This is a genomic window from Streptomyces sp. MMS24-W38, assembly GCF_059889265.1.
Genome location: NZ_JCBCPP010000001.1, coordinates 4792282 through 4808461 on the forward strand (window position 1 = coordinate 4792282; position 16180 = coordinate 4808461).

At 70.1% G+C, this 16180-nt stretch carries 18 protein-coding genes and 1 pseudogene; 8 read left to right on the forward strand and 11 right to left on the reverse strand.

Annotation, left to right across the window (positions count from 1 at the left end):
• Window positions 1-5: 5 nt before the first annotated feature.
• Together AC6F7H_RS20800 and AC6F7H_RS20805 are read right to left on the reverse strand one after the other, a co-directional pair.
• Window positions 6-1022 (reverse strand): SCO2278 family lipoprotein, encoded by a 1017-nt coding sequence (locus AC6F7H_RS20800; protein ID WP_500758430.1) that lies wholly within the window; start codon window positions 1020-1022, stop codon window positions 6-8.
• Window positions 988-1116, reverse strand: a pseudogene (locus AC6F7H_RS20805) (iron transporter); the annotation flags it as partial. The gene AC6F7H_RS20800 and the pseudogene AC6F7H_RS20805, both read right to left, overlap by 35 nt.
• A gap of 110 nt (window positions 1117-1226) precedes the next feature.
• On the opposite strand from AC6F7H_RS20805, the gene AC6F7H_RS20810 reads away from it, so the two are divergent.
• Window positions 1227-1871, forward strand: coding sequence for a PhzF family phenazine biosynthesis protein (locus AC6F7H_RS20810; protein ID WP_500758431.1), 645 nt, complete (start codon window positions 1227-1229; stop codon window positions 1869-1871).
• 8 nt (window positions 1872-1879) lie between these two features.
• On the opposite strand, the gene AC6F7H_RS20815 is transcribed toward AC6F7H_RS20810, so the two are convergent.
• Window positions 1880-3304, reverse strand: a complete 1425-nt coding sequence (locus tag AC6F7H_RS20815) for a sugar porter family MFS transporter (RefSeq protein WP_500758432.1) — start codon at window positions 3302-3304, stop codon at window positions 1880-1882.
• A gap of 340 nt (window positions 3305-3644) precedes the next feature.
• Window positions 3645-4946: a DUF1479 domain-containing protein gene (locus AC6F7H_RS20820; protein ID WP_500758433.1), complete on the reverse strand. Its 1302-nt coding sequence runs from the start codon at window positions 4944-4946 to the stop codon at window positions 3645-3647.
• Between the two features lie 90 nt (window positions 4947-5036).
• Between AC6F7H_RS20820 and AC6F7H_RS20825 the strand changes: the two genes are divergently transcribed.
• A complete protein-coding gene (locus AC6F7H_RS20825) occupies window positions 5037-6179 on the forward strand; it encodes an ROK family transcriptional regulator (protein WP_500758434.1) in 1143 nt (380 codons plus the stop codon).
• A gap of 119 nt (window positions 6180-6298) precedes the next feature.
• Complete coding sequence (locus tag AC6F7H_RS20830) at window positions 6299-6658, forward strand: hypothetical protein (protein ID WP_500758435.1); 360 nt, start codon at window positions 6299-6301, stop codon at window positions 6656-6658.
• Between the two features lie 63 nt (window positions 6659-6721).
• On the opposite strand, the gene AC6F7H_RS20835 is transcribed toward AC6F7H_RS20830, so the two are convergent.
• From AC6F7H_RS20835 to AC6F7H_RS20845, 3 genes are all read right to left on the reverse strand, one after another.
• Complete coding sequence (locus AC6F7H_RS20835; protein ID WP_500758436.1) at window positions 6722-7873, reverse strand: serine hydrolase domain-containing protein; 1152 nt, start codon at window positions 7871-7873, stop codon at window positions 6722-6724.
• A gap of 528 nt (window positions 7874-8401) precedes the next feature.
• Window positions 8402-9115, reverse strand: a complete 714-nt coding sequence (locus AC6F7H_RS20840; protein ID WP_500758437.1) for an alpha/beta fold hydrolase — start codon at window positions 9113-9115, stop codon at window positions 8402-8404.
• A gap of 201 nt (window positions 9116-9316) precedes the next feature.
• On the reverse strand, window positions 9317-10069 hold the full coding sequence (locus AC6F7H_RS20845) for an SCO4225 family membrane protein (RefSeq protein ID WP_500758438.1): 753 nt from the start codon (window positions 10067-10069) through the stop codon (window positions 9317-9319).
• A gap of 154 nt (window positions 10070-10223) precedes the next feature.
• Here AC6F7H_RS20845 and AC6F7H_RS20850 point away from each other — a divergent pair, with 154 nt between their 5' ends.
• The 3 genes from AC6F7H_RS20850 (at window position 10224) to AC6F7H_RS20860 (ending at window position 11615) form a co-directional block, all read left to right on the forward strand.
• Window positions 10224-10493, forward strand: coding sequence for a hypothetical protein (locus tag AC6F7H_RS20850; RefSeq protein ID WP_500758439.1), 270 nt, complete (start codon window positions 10224-10226; stop codon window positions 10491-10493).
• Window positions 10494-10625: 132 nt separating this feature from the next.
• Entirely contained in the window at window positions 10626-11168 is a 543-nt protein-coding gene (locus AC6F7H_RS20855; protein WP_500758440.1) for a DUF1707 SHOCT-like domain-containing protein, read from the forward strand.
• Window positions 11169-11360: 192 nt separating this feature from the next.
• On the forward strand, window positions 11361-11615 hold the full coding sequence (locus AC6F7H_RS20860) for a hypothetical protein (protein WP_500758441.1): 255 nt from the start codon (window positions 11361-11363) through the stop codon (window positions 11613-11615).
• Between the two features lie 344 nt (window positions 11616-11959).
• On the opposite strand, the gene AC6F7H_RS20865 is transcribed toward AC6F7H_RS20860, so the two are convergent.
• From AC6F7H_RS20865 to AC6F7H_RS20875, 3 genes are all read right to left on the reverse strand, one after another.
• Window positions 11960-12877, reverse strand: coding sequence for an aminoglycoside phosphotransferase family protein (locus tag AC6F7H_RS20865; RefSeq protein ID WP_500758442.1), 918 nt, complete (start codon window positions 12875-12877; stop codon window positions 11960-11962).
• A 93-nt stretch (window positions 12878-12970) separates the two neighbouring features.
• Window positions 12971-13174 carry a DUF397 domain-containing protein gene (locus AC6F7H_RS20870; protein ID WP_500758443.1) on the reverse strand — a complete coding sequence of 68 codons (204 nt, stop codon included), beginning with the start codon at window positions 13172-13174 and terminating at the stop codon, window positions 12971-12973.
• Window positions 13171-14043 (reverse strand): helix-turn-helix domain-containing protein, encoded by an 873-nt coding sequence (locus tag AC6F7H_RS20875; protein ID WP_500758444.1) that lies wholly within the window; start codon window positions 14041-14043, stop codon window positions 13171-13173. Before AC6F7H_RS20875 ends, AC6F7H_RS20870 begins: the two co-directional genes overlap by 4 nt.
• A 184-nt stretch (window positions 14044-14227) precedes the next feature.
• Here AC6F7H_RS20875 and AC6F7H_RS20880 point away from each other — a divergent pair, with 184 nt between their 5' ends.
• Together AC6F7H_RS20880 and AC6F7H_RS20885 are read left to right on the forward strand one after the other, a co-directional pair.
• On the forward strand, window positions 14228-14860 hold the full coding sequence (locus AC6F7H_RS20880; RefSeq protein ID WP_500758445.1) for an ATP-binding protein: 633 nt from the start codon (window positions 14228-14230) through the stop codon (window positions 14858-14860).
• Between the two features lie 27 nt (window positions 14861-14887).
• Window positions 14888-15379: a P-loop NTPase family protein gene (locus AC6F7H_RS20885; protein ID WP_500758446.1), complete on the forward strand. Its 492-nt coding sequence runs from the start codon at window positions 14888-14890 to the stop codon at window positions 15377-15379.
• An 11-nt stretch (window positions 15380-15390) separates the two neighbouring features.
• Here the strand turns inward: AC6F7H_RS20885 and AC6F7H_RS20890 are convergent, their stop codons facing one another.
• The gene (locus tag AC6F7H_RS20890) at window positions 15391-16056 is read right to left on the reverse strand and encodes a biliverdin-producing heme oxygenase (protein ID WP_500758447.1); all 666 of its coding nucleotides are present in this window, start codon (window positions 16054-16056) and stop codon (window positions 15391-15393) included.
• Between the last annotated feature and the right edge of the window lie 124 nt (window positions 16057-16180).

Genomic DNA, 16180 nt, shown 5'->3' on the forward strand with positions numbered 1-16180 from the left:
CGGTCCTACTCGCCCTTCGCCGAGGTCAGCCCCTGGATCCGCCCCAGGATCTCCACCTGGCCGTCGCCCGGGTCCAGAGCCACCTCGTTGGAGACGAACTCCATCGTCAGGGTCTGCCGGACCTCACCCGTGGTCAGCGCCAGCACGTCCTTGTTCGGGGCCGGCACGGACGCCCCGTCCGCGGCGGTCTGCTTCTCGAAGTGGCGCGTCGTGAAGAACACCAGCGCCCCGCCGTCCTCGGTGCGCAGTGCCAGGGGTGCGTAGTCGCCGTTCGTCAGCGGCTCGTCGATGTACTGCGTGGCCAGTCCCGGCCGCGCCGACTGCTTGGTGCGCAGCGCCCGCCACGCGCTGGTGTGCGGGCCCTCGGCGAAGGCGGCACCGCCGCCCTTCCCGTCCTCGCCGCCCTTCCCGTCCTTCAGGTACGTCGCGTAGGTCGCGCTCAACTCGCCGGGCGGCACGGCGAGATCGGTGGCGTTCGCGGGGACGGCCTCGGCCCAGCCGTCCTTGTCCAGCGGGAACTCGGGTATGTCCTCCGGGGCCACCAGCGTCAGATACGCCGCCTCCCAGGTCTCCTCGAGACCGCTGCGGGTGAACACCAGCAGCCAGCGCACGTCGCCGCCCTTGTTGCCCGCCGCGTCCGCGAGGAACCAGCGGGGCCAGCCGGCCTTCTTGGGGATGGTGAACTCCGCGTCCGTCAGCTTCAGCGGCGAGTGCCCGGGGTTGCCGTCCGGGTTGTTGGCCTTCCCGGCCGTCAGCCGCGCCTTGTCGATGTCGCCGAGAGCGCCGGTGGTGTACTCGGCGTCCAGGGAACTGTCGTACGCCTCATCGGCCTTGTTGTAAGCGGCCGTGAACTCCTGGAGCGCCTGCGCGGCTTCGGCGCGGGTGGTGGCCGGAAGCACCTCGCGCTCGCCGTGCACCACCACGCAGCCGCTCGCCGTCAACGACAGAGCGGTCACCGATGCCGCGAGCAGCACGCCCCGGTCGAACCCGCGGAGCCTTCGAAGGCCGAGATCCCTGCACATCCGGTTCCTTCACCTTCCCCTTCCCGGAGGCGAACCCTACCGGGACGAGGGACGGCGCGAACATGCGGACGGTACACAGCGGCCACACCGTGACCGAGCCGGAGCGGAGCGGGAGCGGGAAGCGGCCGGGCCGGGGCCCGCAGGCGTCAGCCGTCCCTGGTGGGGAGGACCGGTACCGCGCCCCCGCGATGCTTGAATGCCCCGGTGACTGATTACGACGTGGTGCGCGTCTTCTGCGGCCCCCGGGGCGGGTACGGCAATGAACTCGGCGTCGTCCGCGACGGTTCGGTGATGCCCGAGCGGAGCGACCGGCAGGAGTTCGCCGCGAAACTCGGCTTCAGCGAGACCGTGTTCGTCGACGACCCCGAGCGCGGGGTGATCGACATCTACGCCCCGACCCTGCGCCTGCCCTTCGCCGGCCACCCGTGCGTCGGCGCGGCCTGGCTGCTCGACGTACCCGAACTCGTCACCCCGGCAGGGGTGGTGGGCGCACGGCAGGACGGGGAGTTCTGCTGGATCGAGGCGCGCGCGGAGTGGGTGCCGCCGCGCACCCTGCGCCAGTACGCCACCGCCGCCGAGGTCGACGACCTGGCCGTACCCCCGAAGGGGGAGTGGATCTACGCCTGGGCCTGGGAGGACGAGGCGGCGGGCCGCATCCGCGCCCGCGCCTTCCCCGGCCGGGACGACTTCATCGACGAGGACGAGGCGACCGGCGCCGCCGCCCTCCTGCTCACCGACCGGCTGGGCCGCGCCCTGAACATCACTCAGGGCGCGGGCTCCCAGATCCTGACCGCACCGCAGCCGCACGGCTGGACCGAGGTCGGCGGCCGGGTGCTCCTGGAGCGCTGAGCCTGCGCTCAGCCCATCTCCTCCAGCGTCCTGCCCTTGGTCTCCGGCACCCACTTGAGGATGAACGGGACCGCCAGCGTGGCGAAGATCGCGTAGATCACGTACGAACCGGACAGGTTCCACTCCGCCATGGTCGGGAACGTCGCGGTGACCAGCCAGTTGGCGACCCACTGCGCGCAGGCGGCGACGCCGAGCGCGGCCGCGCGGATGCGGCTGGGGAACATCTCGCCGAGCAGCACCCAGGCCGCCACGCCCAGGGACATGGCGAAGAAGAGGACGAAGGTGTGGGCGGCGACCAGTGCGACGGCGGCCTGGGTGTCGGGCAGCGAGATGTCGTCGCCCGTTCCGGTCTTGTAGGAGAAGGCCCAGGCGACGGCCGCGAGGGAGACCGCCATACCGGCGGAACCGATCGCGGCCAGCGGCTTGCGGCCGACCCGGTCGATGAGCACCATCGCGATCACCGTGCCCACGATGTTGATGACCGAGGTGGTGAACGAGTAGAAGAACGAGCTCGACGGGTCGATGCCCACCGACTGCCACAGCGAGGAGCTGTAGTAGAAGATCACGTTGATGCCGACGAACTGCTGGAAGACCGACAGGCCGACGCCGACCCAGACGATCGGCAGCAGGCCGAAACGGCCGCGGAGGTCCTTGAACCGCGGTGCCTTGTCGCTGCGCGCGGCCTGCTCGATCTCGGCCACCCGGGCGTCGAGGTCGACCTGCGCGCCTTCGAGGGTGCGCAGCACCTCCTTGGCCTCGCCGATCCTGCCGACCGAGATCAGGTAGCGGGGCGACTCCGGGATGCGCAGCGCCAGCAGACCGTAGACCAGGGCGGGGACGGCCGCGATGCCGAGCATGACCTGCCACGCCTCCAGGCCGAGCAGGCTGCCGCGCTGGTCCCCGTCGGCGAGGGAGAGCACCATCCAGTTGACCAGCTGGGAGACGGCGATGCCCAGCACGACGGCGGCCTGCTGGAAGGCGACGAGCCGGCCGCGGTACTCGGTGGGCGCGACCTCGGCGATGTACGTCGGACCGATCACGGAGGCCATGCCGATGGCCACGCCGCCCACGATGCGCCAGAAGGACAGGTCCCACGCCGTGAACGGCAGCATCGAGCCGATGCTGCTGGCCAGGAAGAGCAGGGCGGCCAGCCGCATCACCCGGAGGCGGCCGACGCGGTCGGCGAGCCGTCCCGCGAGCATGGCGCCGGCGGCCGCGCCGAGCAGGGCGATGGCGATGACGGCGCCGAGCGTGGCGGCGCCGACGTCGAACCGTCCCCTGATGCCCTCGACGGCGCCGTTGATCACGGCGCTGTCGTAGCCGAAGAGGAAGCCGCCCATGGCGGCGGACGCCGCGACGAAGACGACGTGACGCAGCCGGTCCGGCCGGGCCGTGAGGCCCCCGGCGGCAGGTTGTTGTGCTGTGCTCGTCACCTACGGACTCCTGTGGTGATGTGTGTCGTTGCCGTCCGCCTCGGGTGAGGAGCGAGGCGCGGGAGCAAGGACGGGGAGCGCCGCGGCAGGTGCACACACTGCAAAGGGCGGCGCTCGGTTCGGAAGAGAAGGGGGGCCCGGCTTCCGGACGTGGGAAGCAGGGCGGTCGATCGGGGCGCTTGAGCACGCCCGGGCCCGGACGGCGCCCGGCCCGTCCGCCGTCCGGGAAGGACCGGGCTGCGGAGGGTCGGGCGCCGTCCGTCCGTGTCACGTGCAGTCACACCGGGTCGTGCCGGCCGACAGGTCACGGCGCCGACCCGGTGCACGGGGGGCGGGTCCGTCAGTCGTCGAGGCCCAGGCCGCGTCGGCCCGTCTCGTTGAGCCGGTCGACGTCGAAGCGGTCGGGCCAGGCGCGCTCGTAGTGCTCCTCGGGGAAGTCACTGGGGCTGGAGCCGGTCAGGAACGCCTCGCGGACCTTCGCCGAGTACTCCTCGTTGCGGGGGCACCAGGGGGCGGCGGGGATGTACATGACGTTGCCCCAGCCCTTCTGGTCGGTGATCGGCGCGACGCTGTGGATCATGTCGCAGTGCCACCAGACGGAGTCGCCCGCCTTGACGTCGGGGATGCCGGTGAGGGCCTCCATGAGGAGCGGGTGCCACTTCTCGTTGGCGGGGAAGACCTGGTTGGTGGTCACCCCGCACATGTCGTCGTCCGGGACGTCGGAGAGCAGCGGCCGCAGCATGAGGTACGCCATGGCCTCGGGGATCGGGACGGTGTGCAGGACGCCCTGGTCGTGGTCCATGTCCGACAGGGCGGTCCAGCCCTGGAAGGTGCGGAACGCCGAGCACATGGTGGAGCCGGGGTACTGGGGGCCGGCCGTGCGGTGGGCGGCGTCCCAGGGGTCGTACTCCTCGACGCTGCCGTCGAACAGGTGGCGGAACGCCTGCTGGTAGGCCTGCGTCATCCACAGGTCGAGGGTGCCGGGGTCGAGGTGGGTGCCGAGCCCGCCCGAGTCGGCGCCCGGGGGACGGCGGCGGATGCGGTCGGGGTACAGCGCGTCGCGGTCCGGGTCGAACCACTGCACGCCCTCGGACTCGTGCTTCCACAGGGAGTTGAGGAAGGACTGGACGTTGGCCATCCGGTCGCTCTGGCGGGCCTCCATCTGGGCCTGCGACCAGTAGATGGGGTAGATCTCCGGCTTGGAGCCGACGCTGCCGAAGAAGTCGTCGCCGGGGCCCCGGTAGTTCTCGAAGAACTCGTTGCGCTCCACGTAGTCCACGATCGAGGCGTCCCAGGCGAGGGCCTGGTCGCGCTCGAAGTGGCCGCGGACGACGAGGCAGCCGCGGCGGCGGAGCTTGTCGAGCTGCTCCGGGGTGACGGTGCCGTTCGCGATGTCCGCGTAGTCGATGACCGGCCACACGGTCTCGCCGCGCTCCTTGTCCGCCTGGATCTCGGCCAGGCGGGCGCGGACGCGCTCCTCGACGACGGCGAAGACCTCCTCGACGGTGCGTCCGGAGGCCTCGATGCGGGCGCGCAGCGCGGGCTTGATCTCGCGGATGGCGGCGGCCAGGTCGTCGGGGGTGGTCTCCCAGTGCGGCAGGGCGGGGAGACCGGCCTGCCGCGTCTCGGTTGCCAGCGTCATTGCTCGGCTCCTTTGGTCAGGACTCCTTACTAGACGGCAACCTAACCGCCCACCCACGTTTGGGCAAGAGTCCTGACTAAAATCCTCGGCATGTCACTGGCCAAGCCGTCACTCGAAATGCTGCGTGCGCTGACCGACGAGAACGTGCTGCGCGCGCTGATGGAGGAAGGGCGCCTGACCCGCGCGGAGATCGCCGCCCGGACCGGGATCTCCAAGCCGACGGTCTCCGACAGCGTGCGGAGGCTGAGCGAGGCCGGCCTGCTCGCCGACACGGGCGAGCGCACCACCGGCCGCGGCCGGGTCGGCACCTACTACTCACTGGCCGCGGACACCGGGGCGGCCCTGGTGGCGAGCATCAGTCCCGAAGGCGTCGTCGCGGAGACGGTCGACGCCTTCGGCGCCGCCACCGCCCGCGCCGAGGTCGGCCTGGGCCGCGCCCCGGGCCCGCACGCGACCGCACAGGCCCTGACCGAAGCGGTCGCGCTGGTCCGGCCCCGGGTGCACGGCCCACTGCGTACGGCCGTGGTCAGCGCGGCCGATCCGGTCGACCGCGTCACCGGACGCCTGGTGCATCTGCCGGACGCCCCGTTCCTGGTCGGGGACCTGGACCCGGCGGCGGTGCTGGCCGGCTCGGTGGACGGGACGGTACTGGTCGACAACGACATCAACTGGGCCGCCCGCGCCGAACGCGCCACCGGATGCGCCCTCGGCGTCGACGACTTCGTCTACGTCCACCTCGGCGAGGGGCTGGGCTGCGCGGTGGTCACCGACGCGGAAGTCCGCCGCGGACACCACGGGTTGGCCGGAGAGATCGCCCACCTCTACACCGCCGGGCCCCGAGGCACGGCGCTGCCCCTCATCGAGGTCTTCGCCGAACTCGGCCTGCGCCGCGCCGAGTCCACCGCCATCGACGTCGACGCCCTGCGCGCGGCCGCCCTCGGCGACTCCGCGACGGCGCGGCGGACCCGCGGCGCGCTGGCCCGCGCGGTGGGCGGCGTGCTGGCGGCGGCGGTCGCCCTGGCGGACCCCCGACTGATCGTCCTGGGAGGCGCCTGGGGCGCCGAGCCGCACATCGCCGAGGCGATCCGCGAACACTTCGCCGGACTGCCCCGCAGCGTCCCGGTCGCCGCGGCCCAGGTCCCCGAACCCGAACTCGCCGGCGCCCGCACCCGAGCCGTGGAGGCCCTGCGCACCGCCATCATCACCACCCCCCGCCCGGATGCGTCCGACTGACCCGGAGCATCCGGGCAGCCGGCGCCCGCCCGCGACGCCGCCGGCGCTCCGACCGGACGAGCTCGCCTGGAACTCGCGGTGTTCGACATGGACAGGTCACGCCACCCCCTCGTAGGCTGATGATCATCTACGAAGGGGGCGGAGTGAACGGCAATCCGCTGTACCACTGGATAGCCTTGGCAGTGTCCACGGCGCTCGCGCTGCCGTTGTCGTTGGCGATACTGGCAGGGTGGACACCGCCGTGGATGCGGGAGCGACAGGCCGGGATGAGGCTTCGCGCCTACGGCATGCTGGGTATCTACGCCTGCATGCTCGCCAACGGCATCCCCCGGATCGCCGACGCCTCCATCGACACGGTCATGACCTGCATGTACGTGGGCATGGGCTTCATGGCCGTCGCTGTAGTCCTGTTCCTGCTCTCGGCCCACAAGGATTCAGCCGCCCGGAGGGCCGGCCCGGTCGAACCCCGGGAAGGCTGAGAGACACCTCGCCGCGCCTGTACGAGGCGCCCCCGGCCCCGGCCCCCGGGAGGACGGACAGGTCTAGCGGTTGAAGGCGGGCAGGGCGAACCGTGCGATGAGCGGGAAGCCGTCCTCCCGGGCGCTCTTGGCGTTCACCGAGTAGACCACCGTCCGGGACAGGTCACGGGTCGCGGCCAGCACCGTGTGGTAACCGGGCCGGGATCCCGTCTTGCCCCAGATCTCCGTCCCGTTGTGGACGAAGCGCTCCAACGCCATGCCGTAGGTCGCGCCCTCGACGTCGGGGACGGTGAGCATCTGGTCGAGCAGTGGCTGCGGCACCACCCGGCCCCGGAACAGGGCCACCAGGAACCGCTCCAGATCGGCGGTGGTGGAGATCATGTTGCCGACCGCCCAGCGGTCGGACATGTTCCACTCCGTCACGTCGGTGGTCCGGCCGCCGATGTCCGTGTAGGCCCGGTGGTGCGGGCCGTGGACACGCGGGTCCGGTCCGACCGGGAAGCTCGTGTGCCGCATGCCCAGCGGACGGAAGATCCGAGCCTCGGCCCGGTGCTCGTAACGGTCGCCCGTCACCTTCTCGATCAGCAGACCGAGCACGGTGTAGTCGATGTTCTGGTACGCCTGCCGCTCCCCGGGAGCGAACGCAGGCCCCTTCGCGACCGCGGTGGCCACCACCCGCTCGGGGCTGAGGGTCCGGAACCGGTGGGGGTACATCTCCTCGGTGGTCGACCCGAGGTTCGCGCCGGGCCGCAGGCCGCTGGTGTACGTGAGCAGATGCCGTACGGTCGGCGGCTCGGTGAAGGATTCCGGCAGCAGACCGGGCAGATACCGGGTGACGGGCGCGTCGAGCTCCACCCGCCCCTCCGCGACGAGCTGGAGCACCAGCGCCGCGGTGACCACCTTGGTCGTCGACCCGGCCCGGAACCGCGCGTTCTCCAGAGCCGGCGCCCCGGTCCGCAGGTCCCGTACCCCGGCGGTCCCCGTCCAACTGCCCTTGCCTCCCACCCGGACAAGGGCGGCGGAGACGTCCCCGTCGGGGATCCCGACGAGGGCCTTCTCCAGAGCGGCGACATCGGGCCCTTCGGAGTCCGACGCCACTACCGCGGGAGCCGTTCCGACGGGCTGGGCGGCGGCAACTCCGGCAGCAGGCCCGAGAGCCAGACCGGCTAACAACGCGGAGGCAACGGCGATACGGACATGGCCATGAGCATTCATGAACGGGTTCTCCTGCTTCCCAGGGGGGTGCGCTTCCGACGAATCCCATCCTGGTGATCACGCATGCCACCGGAATCCTGCGCGAAGAGGACCCCAACCCCTCATGTTCGAGCCCCGGTTCTGAGGGCGACCCCTAGGGTTTTGTCTCTTTGACTTCATGGTGATCGGGCCACGTACGAAGGTGGTGGCCGTGCCGAAACCGAGTCATCGCCTCCGGTCACTCAGAATCACGTTCGGGCTTGCCTCGACGCATTTCGCTGTATGCCGGAAGACAGGCGGCCCAGCTCTGGAGCACGCCTTGGCGGACAACGCGACACTCTGTGGCATCCCTCGGCATCAGGTGACGGTCTGTCGGCACCTGTTCCCTGCCGGGAGGTCCAGAACGTGCTCGGACTGCAGGGCGAAGGCGGTCCACGCCACATACGGACCCTGAGCCGGGCAATCCCCCGTGAACGGGTGTCCTCGGCCTTCCTTGCTCGCGTCCAGATCAAGGTGGCTGCGAGGTGGAGTGCACCCTGAGATGCGCGCTCATGGTTGGCGGGCAGGACGGACGTTCTCCTCCGGCAGCAGGAACGCCGCAACCACCTCTGTGAACGCCTCCGGCGCCGCGTGGTGGATCAGGTGTCCGACCGGGACGGTGACCATGCGCCCGCCGGGGATGCGGCGGGCCAACTCGGCTACGCCGTCCTGAGGCACATGGCTGCGTGGGCCGCCGGCCAGCACGAGGGTCTCGGCGGTGATCTGGCTGAGTCGCTCCAGCCACCCGGGATCGGGCTGGTCGAGCTGCGGCCTGACGGCCAGTACCATCTCCCAGTCGAAGGTCAGGTCGCCGTCCGGCCTGGTCGGGGTACTCGGCTCCCGGGGACGGGGGACCGGCACGTCCTCCAGGACGAGTCGGCTCACCCGCCGCGGATGGTCCTGCGCGAGCAGGTAGGCCACGATCCCGCCCAGGGAATGCCCGATCAGGTCCACGCGGTTCAGTCCCAGCGTGTCCAGGAACTGCAGCACGTCGGCCCGCATGAGTTCGAGGGAGTAGTCCCCCGGCCAGTCGCTTCGGCCGTGCCCGCGCAGGTCGAGGGCGTACACCCGTCGGCTGCGGGCAAGGGCGGGCACCACCTGATCCCAGTCGGTGGCGTCCTCGCCCAGCGCGTGGACCAGGACGAGCGGCGGAGCATCCTGCGGACCCGACACCTGGTAGGCCAGCCGGATCCCTCCCACGTCGACCGAGCGGTGATCAGCCATGTCCGGAGGATATGAGGAAGGGCCTGCCGGAGGATCGGCGTTCACCAGCGGCTGAACCACCACTGCGGTCGGTGTCCCGGATCCTCAACCGCACGGCAGGCCCGATCTCGAACAGCCGACCATGTCGTTGGTCGGAGGGGCCTGCCGGCCGCTTCGCACGGCCCGGCTTCGGGCTCCGCGGTGCACTCTCCGAGAGTTCGATCAGGCGGCCGGGCGCGCCTCCCGTGCCCGCAGCGTGTGTGCGAGCCGGCCGAGCAGTACGGCGTTGAACAGTCCGGACAGGGCCGCACCGGCGGAGAAGACCAACGGGCTCAGCCAGGCGAGGGAGGAGGCCCACTCGACGGGGGACGCCACCAGGAGGGCGACGATGCTGAGCGGCGCCGTGGTCATGATCGGCCAGATCCCGGCGAACCCCGGATCCGGCAGCAGGTACGCGGCACCGAGGAAGAACCCCAGCGACGCCGCGACCACGGTGAGATACCCCCGCGCGAGCCAGTTGTCCACCGCGGGTGCCAGCAGGGCCCGCGCCCTGTGCAGACGAGGGGGCACGGGGTGCGCCGTGCCCGTTCCCTCCCGTTCCGGGAGGCCCGGGGCGCGGGGGAAGGGCTTACGGAAGCCGGTCGATGCGGAGCTCGCGGATCTTTGGAGGAGTGCGCCGAGCACGGCGGCGTTCACGAAGGCGCACAGAAGGAGCCATACGGCCCAGAAGCCGATGGCCAGTACCTCGACCACCCCGCCGCCCTCGGTGCCCGGACCGAAGGGCAGGACCATGGCCAGAAAGGAGAGGGGTGCCGTGAGCAGGAGAGGGGCCGGGGCGAAGCCACTCTCCGGGAAGAGGAACATGACCAGGAGGGAGAGGGCGAAGACAGTCAGATAGCTCCTGGCAAGCCAGTTGCCCGTGGCGAGTACATGGAGCCGGTGCGGGAGGCTGCGCGGACGGGAGTCATTCGGCATCGCGGGTTCCTTCAGGTCGGTCCGAGGTCGGTGTTCTCCACGGTGGACCGGGGAACCCGTGTAGGGATGAGTACAAGTACTCATCCCTACAATGGAGTTCGGGAAGACGCCCCTCCCGTCATCGACGGTGGTTTCCGGGTGGCATTCTGGGGTCATGCGACCTTGGACCCTCTCCACCGAGAGCGGCCTTCGGCGTCTGCTCAACGAGTGGGATCCGGTCGGCGTCGCCGACCTCGTCCAGGACGAGTACGACTGCATGGTGGTCCCTTTGCTCCAGCGGCTCCGTGGTGGTGCGAGCCAGGCGGAGATCGGTGCGTTCCTGCGGCATGAACTGGAGGATCACTTCGGGCTCGACCCTCTGGGGCTGCGGCCCGAAACGATGGCCGCCCGAGTGACCGCCTGGTGGACAGTCGCCGACCAGTGATTTGACTGCATGGGCTCGCCGGATTGAGCGATCAAGGCCATGAGGGCGAGCGGTCGGCCTCCGTATCGGATGCCTTGCCTGCTTTAGGATTTCGGCACATCCACATCGTCGGCGCGGTCCTACAGTGAGACGGTGACCTCTCCGCAGGAAGATCCGTCGCCGCTACTCGACGAAGACGACCGTGAGACGGCCCTGCGGCGCCTGCGAGAGGCATACGCCGGTGAGCGGATCTCGCACGAGGAGATGGACGAACGTCTCGACCAGGTACTCACCGCCAAGACGCGCAGCGAGCTCGCGTCGGCCCTGGCCTCGCTTTCGGAGGAGCACGCGGGCACCGCGTCAACGATCGCTGCCGCCGGCGGACGGATCCAGCGGTGCGGCGCATGGCGGGTACCTCGGATCCTCAAGGTCGAGTCCGCATACGGAAGGGTGCACCTGGATCTGTCCCGGGCGATCATCGAGCATCCGGTCGTCGACATCGAGCTGCGACTCGGGACCGGCGGGGCCGGAATCACGGTGCCTCGCGACGCGGTCGTTGACGTCGGGGGTCTGCGCACGGGGTGGAAGGACCTGCGCTACAAGGCCCGGCGTCCCTCCCGCCCCGGCGGGCCGAAGATCCGAATCTCCGGAACCATGGGATTCGGACGGTTGAAGATCCGTCACGCCCGGAGTTGAAGCTCCGTCCGGTACTGGGAACTGCTGACGGGATGGTTGGTGACGTGCTTGTCGGCGTATCTCGCCGAGTATGGAGGTACGCGCCGGGTCGGTGCCTGTTCTCGCAGGGTCTCCTGTGGGCCCTGAACCCTGAAGGAGGAGTCCTTGGAAGAGGGGGAGGCGAGGCGACTTGCGGAGGATTTCGGTCGTGGCTTGATCGATCGGTGGGACGAGTGGGCCTTTGAACTGGGTCTGTGGACAACCCCGGTCGTCACGGGCAGGTTCGGCTTCACCTGGTACCCCACCGCGAGGGACGAGGGCGGGCGTCAGATCCGCGTCGGTGGTAACTGGCCCATCCTCGTCGACCCGGACACCGGCGCCTGTCGACTCGTGAGAGGGGCGAACGAGTTCGCGGCGCTCAAGAAGCACATCGCCGGTTCGCAACCCCCGCCGGGCCGCCGACTGTAGGCGGTACCTCCCTGGAAGACGATGGTCGCTGCGGCACGCCGTGGTCGCGTCCCGCCGGGTGATGTGAGGGATCTCCGTGGTCCCGACGCTGCGGGGCCGGGGACGGATGCCTTGCTGAAAACCGTGAGCAGTCGGCGGGCAAGTGTCACCAGAGCGCTCAAACGAGCGGCATCAGGACAGTGGCGGCCGAAGTGTTCACGGTTTTGGGGTGGTGTGTCCTTCCCGAGGCGCGGGCGCCTGCCTTGGCATCGCGCACGGACGAGGCCGCATCCGGCCGAGCCACTCCGCACTCCCCGGATCCTCAACCCCCGAGCTTGCCTTTTGCCCCCCGTCGGGGTGCTCGGTCACTGGTGGGCCGTTGCGGTGAGGCGTTGCAGTGCGGCGTGGGCGGGTGGGCCCCAGGTGGGCTTGCCTCCGGGGCGGCCGTGGACACCGGCGTCCCCGATGTGGATGCCGGCCAGGGCGCGCAGCACCGCCCAGCCGCGGGCGCGGCGCAGGGTCGCGGCGTCCGGACTTGGCCGGTGAGCCTGGTGGAAGAGGTCGGCGGCGCCGTCCGGCAGCAGGATCCAGGCGGCGGCCAGGTCGCAGGCCGGGTCGCCGGCGAAGAGGTCGCCGAAGTCGATCACACCGCAGAAAATACCGTTCACGGTCAGGATGTTGGCCGGGTGCAGGTCGCCGTGGAGCCAGAGACGTGGGCCCGCCCAGTCGGGCGCGGCGGCGGCGTCTTCCCAGATGGCGCGGACGGCGTCCGGGTCGGGGATCAGCCCCAGTTCAGTGGCCGAAGCGAGCCCCTGGGTGAAGTGTTCGGCGGTGTCGGCCAGCGGGCCACCGCGGTCCCGGCCTGCGGGTGCCCCGTCGGGGGCGGGGCGGTGGAGGGCGGTCAGGAAGGCGGCCAGGGCGACGGCCGCCTCCGCGGGGCGCGTGGCGGGGGCGCGGTCGGCGGGCTCGCCCGGGACCCAGGTGGTGACGAGCCAGGGCCGCGGGAACCGCTCGGAGGGCTCACCGAGGCGCTGCGGGACGGGAACCTGCAGCGGAAGGTGCGGGGCGAGGAGGGGCAGCCAGGTGTGTTCCTTGCGCAGCAGCGCGTCCGCGGACTGTGCCGCCCAGGGCAACCGGACGGCGAGGTCGTCGCCGAGCCGCCACACCTGGTTGTCCCAGCCGAGCGCTCCGAGCTTCAGGGGGCGGTCCGCCAGGTCGGGTTGCTGCTCGCGCAGCAGATCCCGGATCAGGTCCTCGGTGATGTCCCTCGCGGCGGCCGTCATGCGGAGCAACGGTAGCCGGGGAGTGACCTGCCTGGGCTCCGTTCCGGTGTGCAGGCGGCTCGCCCTGATCCCGCTCTCCTCGCCCGGTCGACGTCAGCCCAGGTGTGCGACGAAAGCGCCCCAGGCGGCACGGCCGAAGGGGATGACTGGCCCGCTGGGGTTCTTGCTGTCGCGTACGGGGGCCAGGGCGGGGATGTTGTGGGCGAGTTCGAGGCAGTCGCCCTGTCCGCCGCTGTGGCTGCTCCTGCGCCATATTGCCGCATCGATGGTGAGTGTGGCGAGGATCGTGTGGCTCATGGCCTGTACTCCTTGGCGATGCGTTGGATCAGGGTGAGTGATTCCGTCGGTGGCAATGCTGCCATCCTGGCGTCGTCGAACAGCGCTCGGTATCTGGCCACTGTCGCCTCCTGCTCCATCCAGATATTGCCCACCGGTGTCTCGGTGAGTACCAGATCGAGTGCGGCCATCTGCGGGAAGCTCAGCAGTACATACGGGCCGAACATGCCTGAATGGGCACCACGCGAGTACGGGAGCACCTGGATGGTGACGTTGGGCTGCTGCGCCATGGTCATCAGGTGTTCCAACTGCGTCCACATCACCTCGGTACCGCCGACCTCTTGGCGTAGAACGCCTTCCGCCAGCACCGCCCAGAAGTCGAAGCGGTTCTCACCGGTGAGCCGTGCCTGGCGGGCGAGGCGCACCTGTACGAACTGGTCGATGTCCTCGGGCGTCCGCCAGGCGCGCGAAGCGACGGTCACCGCCCGCCCATAGGCCTCGGTCTGCAGTAGTCCGGGGATCAGTTGCGCTTGGTACGTACGGACGCTTTCGCAGATGGCCTCCATCTCGATCTGGTCGATGTAGGTGTCGCTCAGTACGGATGTGTACGGGTGCCACCAGCCTTCCCTGCGCCGACGATTGGCCCTGCGCGCGAGGGCCGCGAGACGCTCCCGCGACTCGGGCTCTTCCACGCGGTATGCCTGCATGAGAGCGAGCAAGTCGGGCGTGCGAACAGGGACGTGACCGTTCTCGATGCGGCTGATCTTTCCCTTGGTGCAGTCGAGGACCTCCGCCGCATGCGCCATGGTGACGCCTGCGGCCTCGCGGAACTTCTTCAGTTCGTCACCGAGTTGACGGCCCAACACAGTGGACGGTTTGACAGTAGGCATGGGCAACTCCCTATCAGAGGCGCACTCAAGAGGAAGGAAGCGCAACTCGAAGGAGTGAAGCAGTCGACTTTGCGGCATGCAATATTGCGCCAGTTCATAGGCTGCGATTTGCTGCACGTCGAAAGCACTCAGTGGTGGTTCTGGCGTGCTTCTGATCTCCTGCAACTGACCCCATGGGGGCGCCATGGCACACAGCTTCGGTACAGACGACATCGCCTTCCGCCTCTCCCGCAGTCGCGGCAGCGTGCCCCGGGCGCGGGCGATGCTGCATGCGGTGCTCGGAGGCTGGGGAGTCGACCAAGAGGTAGTAGAAGATGCCGAGCTGGTGCTCTCCGAGCTGGTGACCAATGCGCTGCGCGTCCCCGTGCCGAGTGATCGGCAGGTGGGGGTGCGGATCACGCGCTCCGTGACGGACGGGCTGCTGCGGCTGGAGGTGAGTGACGCCGGGGGTGGCCGGCCCGAGGTCCGGGAACCCGATGAGGACGAGACCGGTGGGCGGGGGCTGCTGCTCGTGGCGGCGCTCGCGCTCCGCTGGGGTGATGAGGAGCGCGCGGCCGGGATCGGGAAGACGGTGTTCGCGGAGTTGAAGGCCCCGGACATCGTGGCCGAGCCCGCGACGCGCGAGGTGGCGGCGGTCATGGCCCGGACCGGGCAGGTGGTGCGGGTCCGAGGTGAGTGGCAGACCGTCCTCGGTGTGCGGAGTGACCGGTACGCGGCCGGCGGACCCGCCGTGGTGCTCGAGCTCGCCGATGGCACGTCACTGCGGGTCCATGCCGCCGAGCCGTTGACCGTACGGACGGGTGAGTGCTCCGAATGATGTGGCCGTGCTGAGAGAGGCGGCAGGGTGATCACGCGGATCGAGATCGACGGGTACGAGCCGTTCGACAACTTCGCCCTCGACCTACCGCCGTTCACCGTCCTGGTGGGGGCCGACGCTTCGGGCAAGTCCAATCTGCTGGAGGCGGTGGACCTGCTGGGTCGGTTGATCCGGGAGCCGACGAGTCAGACGCTTGTCGACCACGCCCGCCAGGGCGGCCCGAAGGGGCTGTCCCGGCTGAAGGCCAGGACCAGTGATCCCGCGACGCTCACTTCCGGTGGCGGAAGGCAGATCCTGGTCACCACGCACTCACCGGTCGCGCTCGCCGCCGAACTGGAGGGCGCACCGGACTCGGTGGTGTTCCTGGACACGGTGACCCGGTTCGGCGACGGACTCCCGCCGCGTCGGCTGAGCCGGGCGCGGAAGGTGGCCGACAGCGGCGAACGCGGGACGTTCGTCACCCCGATCGAGGTCGGGAAGTGCCTTGACCCCACAGGCCGGTACGCGCGTGGGGTGTAGACACGTTCCTGTCAGGCGGACAGGGGGAATTCCTCGCCCAGGGCGTGGAAGACGGCCGTGTTCAGGGCGAAGGCCTGCTTGCACTCGGTGATGACGCGCTGTTTCTCCAGGTCGTCCGCGCGGACTCCGTCCAGCAGTTCGCGGTACTCGCGCTTGAAGGCGGCGGGGTTCGGGATGTCCTCGAAGACGTAGAAGCGGACGCCGTCGCCCTTCTTCGGGAAGCCCCAGGTGCGCTCCGCCTTGCCGCGGATGATCTGGCCGCCGGAGAGGTCGCCGAGGTAGCGGGTGTAGTGGTGGGCGATGTAGCCGGCCGGCCAGTCCCGGGCGCACTCGGCGACCCGGTCGGCGTAGGCCCGGGTGGCGGGCAGGGCGGTCAGGGTCGAGCGCCAGTCCGGGCCGCGCAGGTGGGCCAGGTCCTGCTCCAGGGAGGGCAGGCGCAGCAGTTCCGGGCGGATGAAGGGGCCGGCCACCGGGTCCGACGCCAGGTGTCGCGCGCCCGACTCCAGCGCCTCGTAGACGAACCACAGCTGTTCGGTGTAGCGGGCGTACGCGTCCACGCCCAGTCGGCCGCCGAGCAGGTCGCTCATGAAGGCCGAGGTCTCCGCCTCCGTGTGCTGCTCGTGGGAGGCGGTGCGGATGAGGGTCGAGAAGGTCGAAGAGGGCGAGGAGGAGTCCATGAGTCCAGATCTTCTATGGTTAGGCTTACCTAAGTCAATGGCTTCCCGACGGGTTGTCGGTAACTTCCTCCTCCCTACCCCCTCGCGCCACAAAGAAAGCCCGCCCTCCGGGGAGGGCGGGCTT

Coding starts and splice junctions, on each gene's coding strand:
- AC6F7H_RS20870 (WP_500758443.1), bottom strand. CDS start 13,174: ATGAGCCACACGATCCTCGCCACACTCACCATCGATGCGGCAATATGG.
- AC6F7H_RS20830 (WP_500758435.1), top strand. CDS start 6,299: ATGATCATCTACGAAGGGGGCGGAGTGAACGGCAATCCGCTGTACCAC.
- AC6F7H_RS20880 (WP_500758445.1), top strand. CDS start 14,228: ATGGCACACAGCTTCGGTACAGACGACATCGCCTTCCGCCTCTCCCGC.
- AC6F7H_RS20840 (WP_500758437.1), bottom strand. CDS start 9,115: ATGGCTGATCACCGCTCGGTCGACGTGGGAGGGATCCGGCTGGCCTAC.
- AC6F7H_RS20800 (WP_500758430.1), bottom strand. CDS start 1,022: ATGTGCAGGGATCTCGGCCTTCGAAGGCTCCGCGGGTTCGACCGGGGC.
- AC6F7H_RS20890 (WP_500758447.1), bottom strand. CDS start 16,056: ATGGACTCCTCCTCGCCCTCTTCGACCTTCTCGACCCTCATCCGCACC.
- AC6F7H_RS20865 (WP_500758442.1), bottom strand. CDS start 12,877: ATGACGGCCGCCGCGAGGGACATCACCGAGGACCTGATCCGGGATCTG.
- AC6F7H_RS20850 (WP_500758439.1), top strand. CDS start 10,224: ATGCGACCTTGGACCCTCTCCACCGAGAGCGGCCTTCGGCGTCTGCTC.
- AC6F7H_RS20825 (WP_500758434.1), top strand. CDS start 5,037: ATGTCACTGGCCAAGCCGTCACTCGAAATGCTGCGTGCGCTGACCGAC.
- AC6F7H_RS20845 (WP_500758438.1), bottom strand. CDS start 10,069: ATGCCGAATGACTCCCGTCCGCGCAGCCTCCCGCACCGGCTCCATGTA.
- AC6F7H_RS20835 (WP_500758436.1), bottom strand. CDS start 7,873: ATGAATGCTCATGGCCATGTCCGTATCGCCGTTGCCTCCGCGTTGTTA.
- AC6F7H_RS20875 (WP_500758444.1), bottom strand. CDS start 14,043: ATGCCTACTGTCAAACCGTCCACTGTGTTGGGCCGTCAACTCGGTGAC.
- AC6F7H_RS20820 (WP_500758433.1), bottom strand. CDS start 4,946: ATGACGCTGGCAACCGAGACGCGGCAGGCCGGTCTCCCCGCCCTGCCG.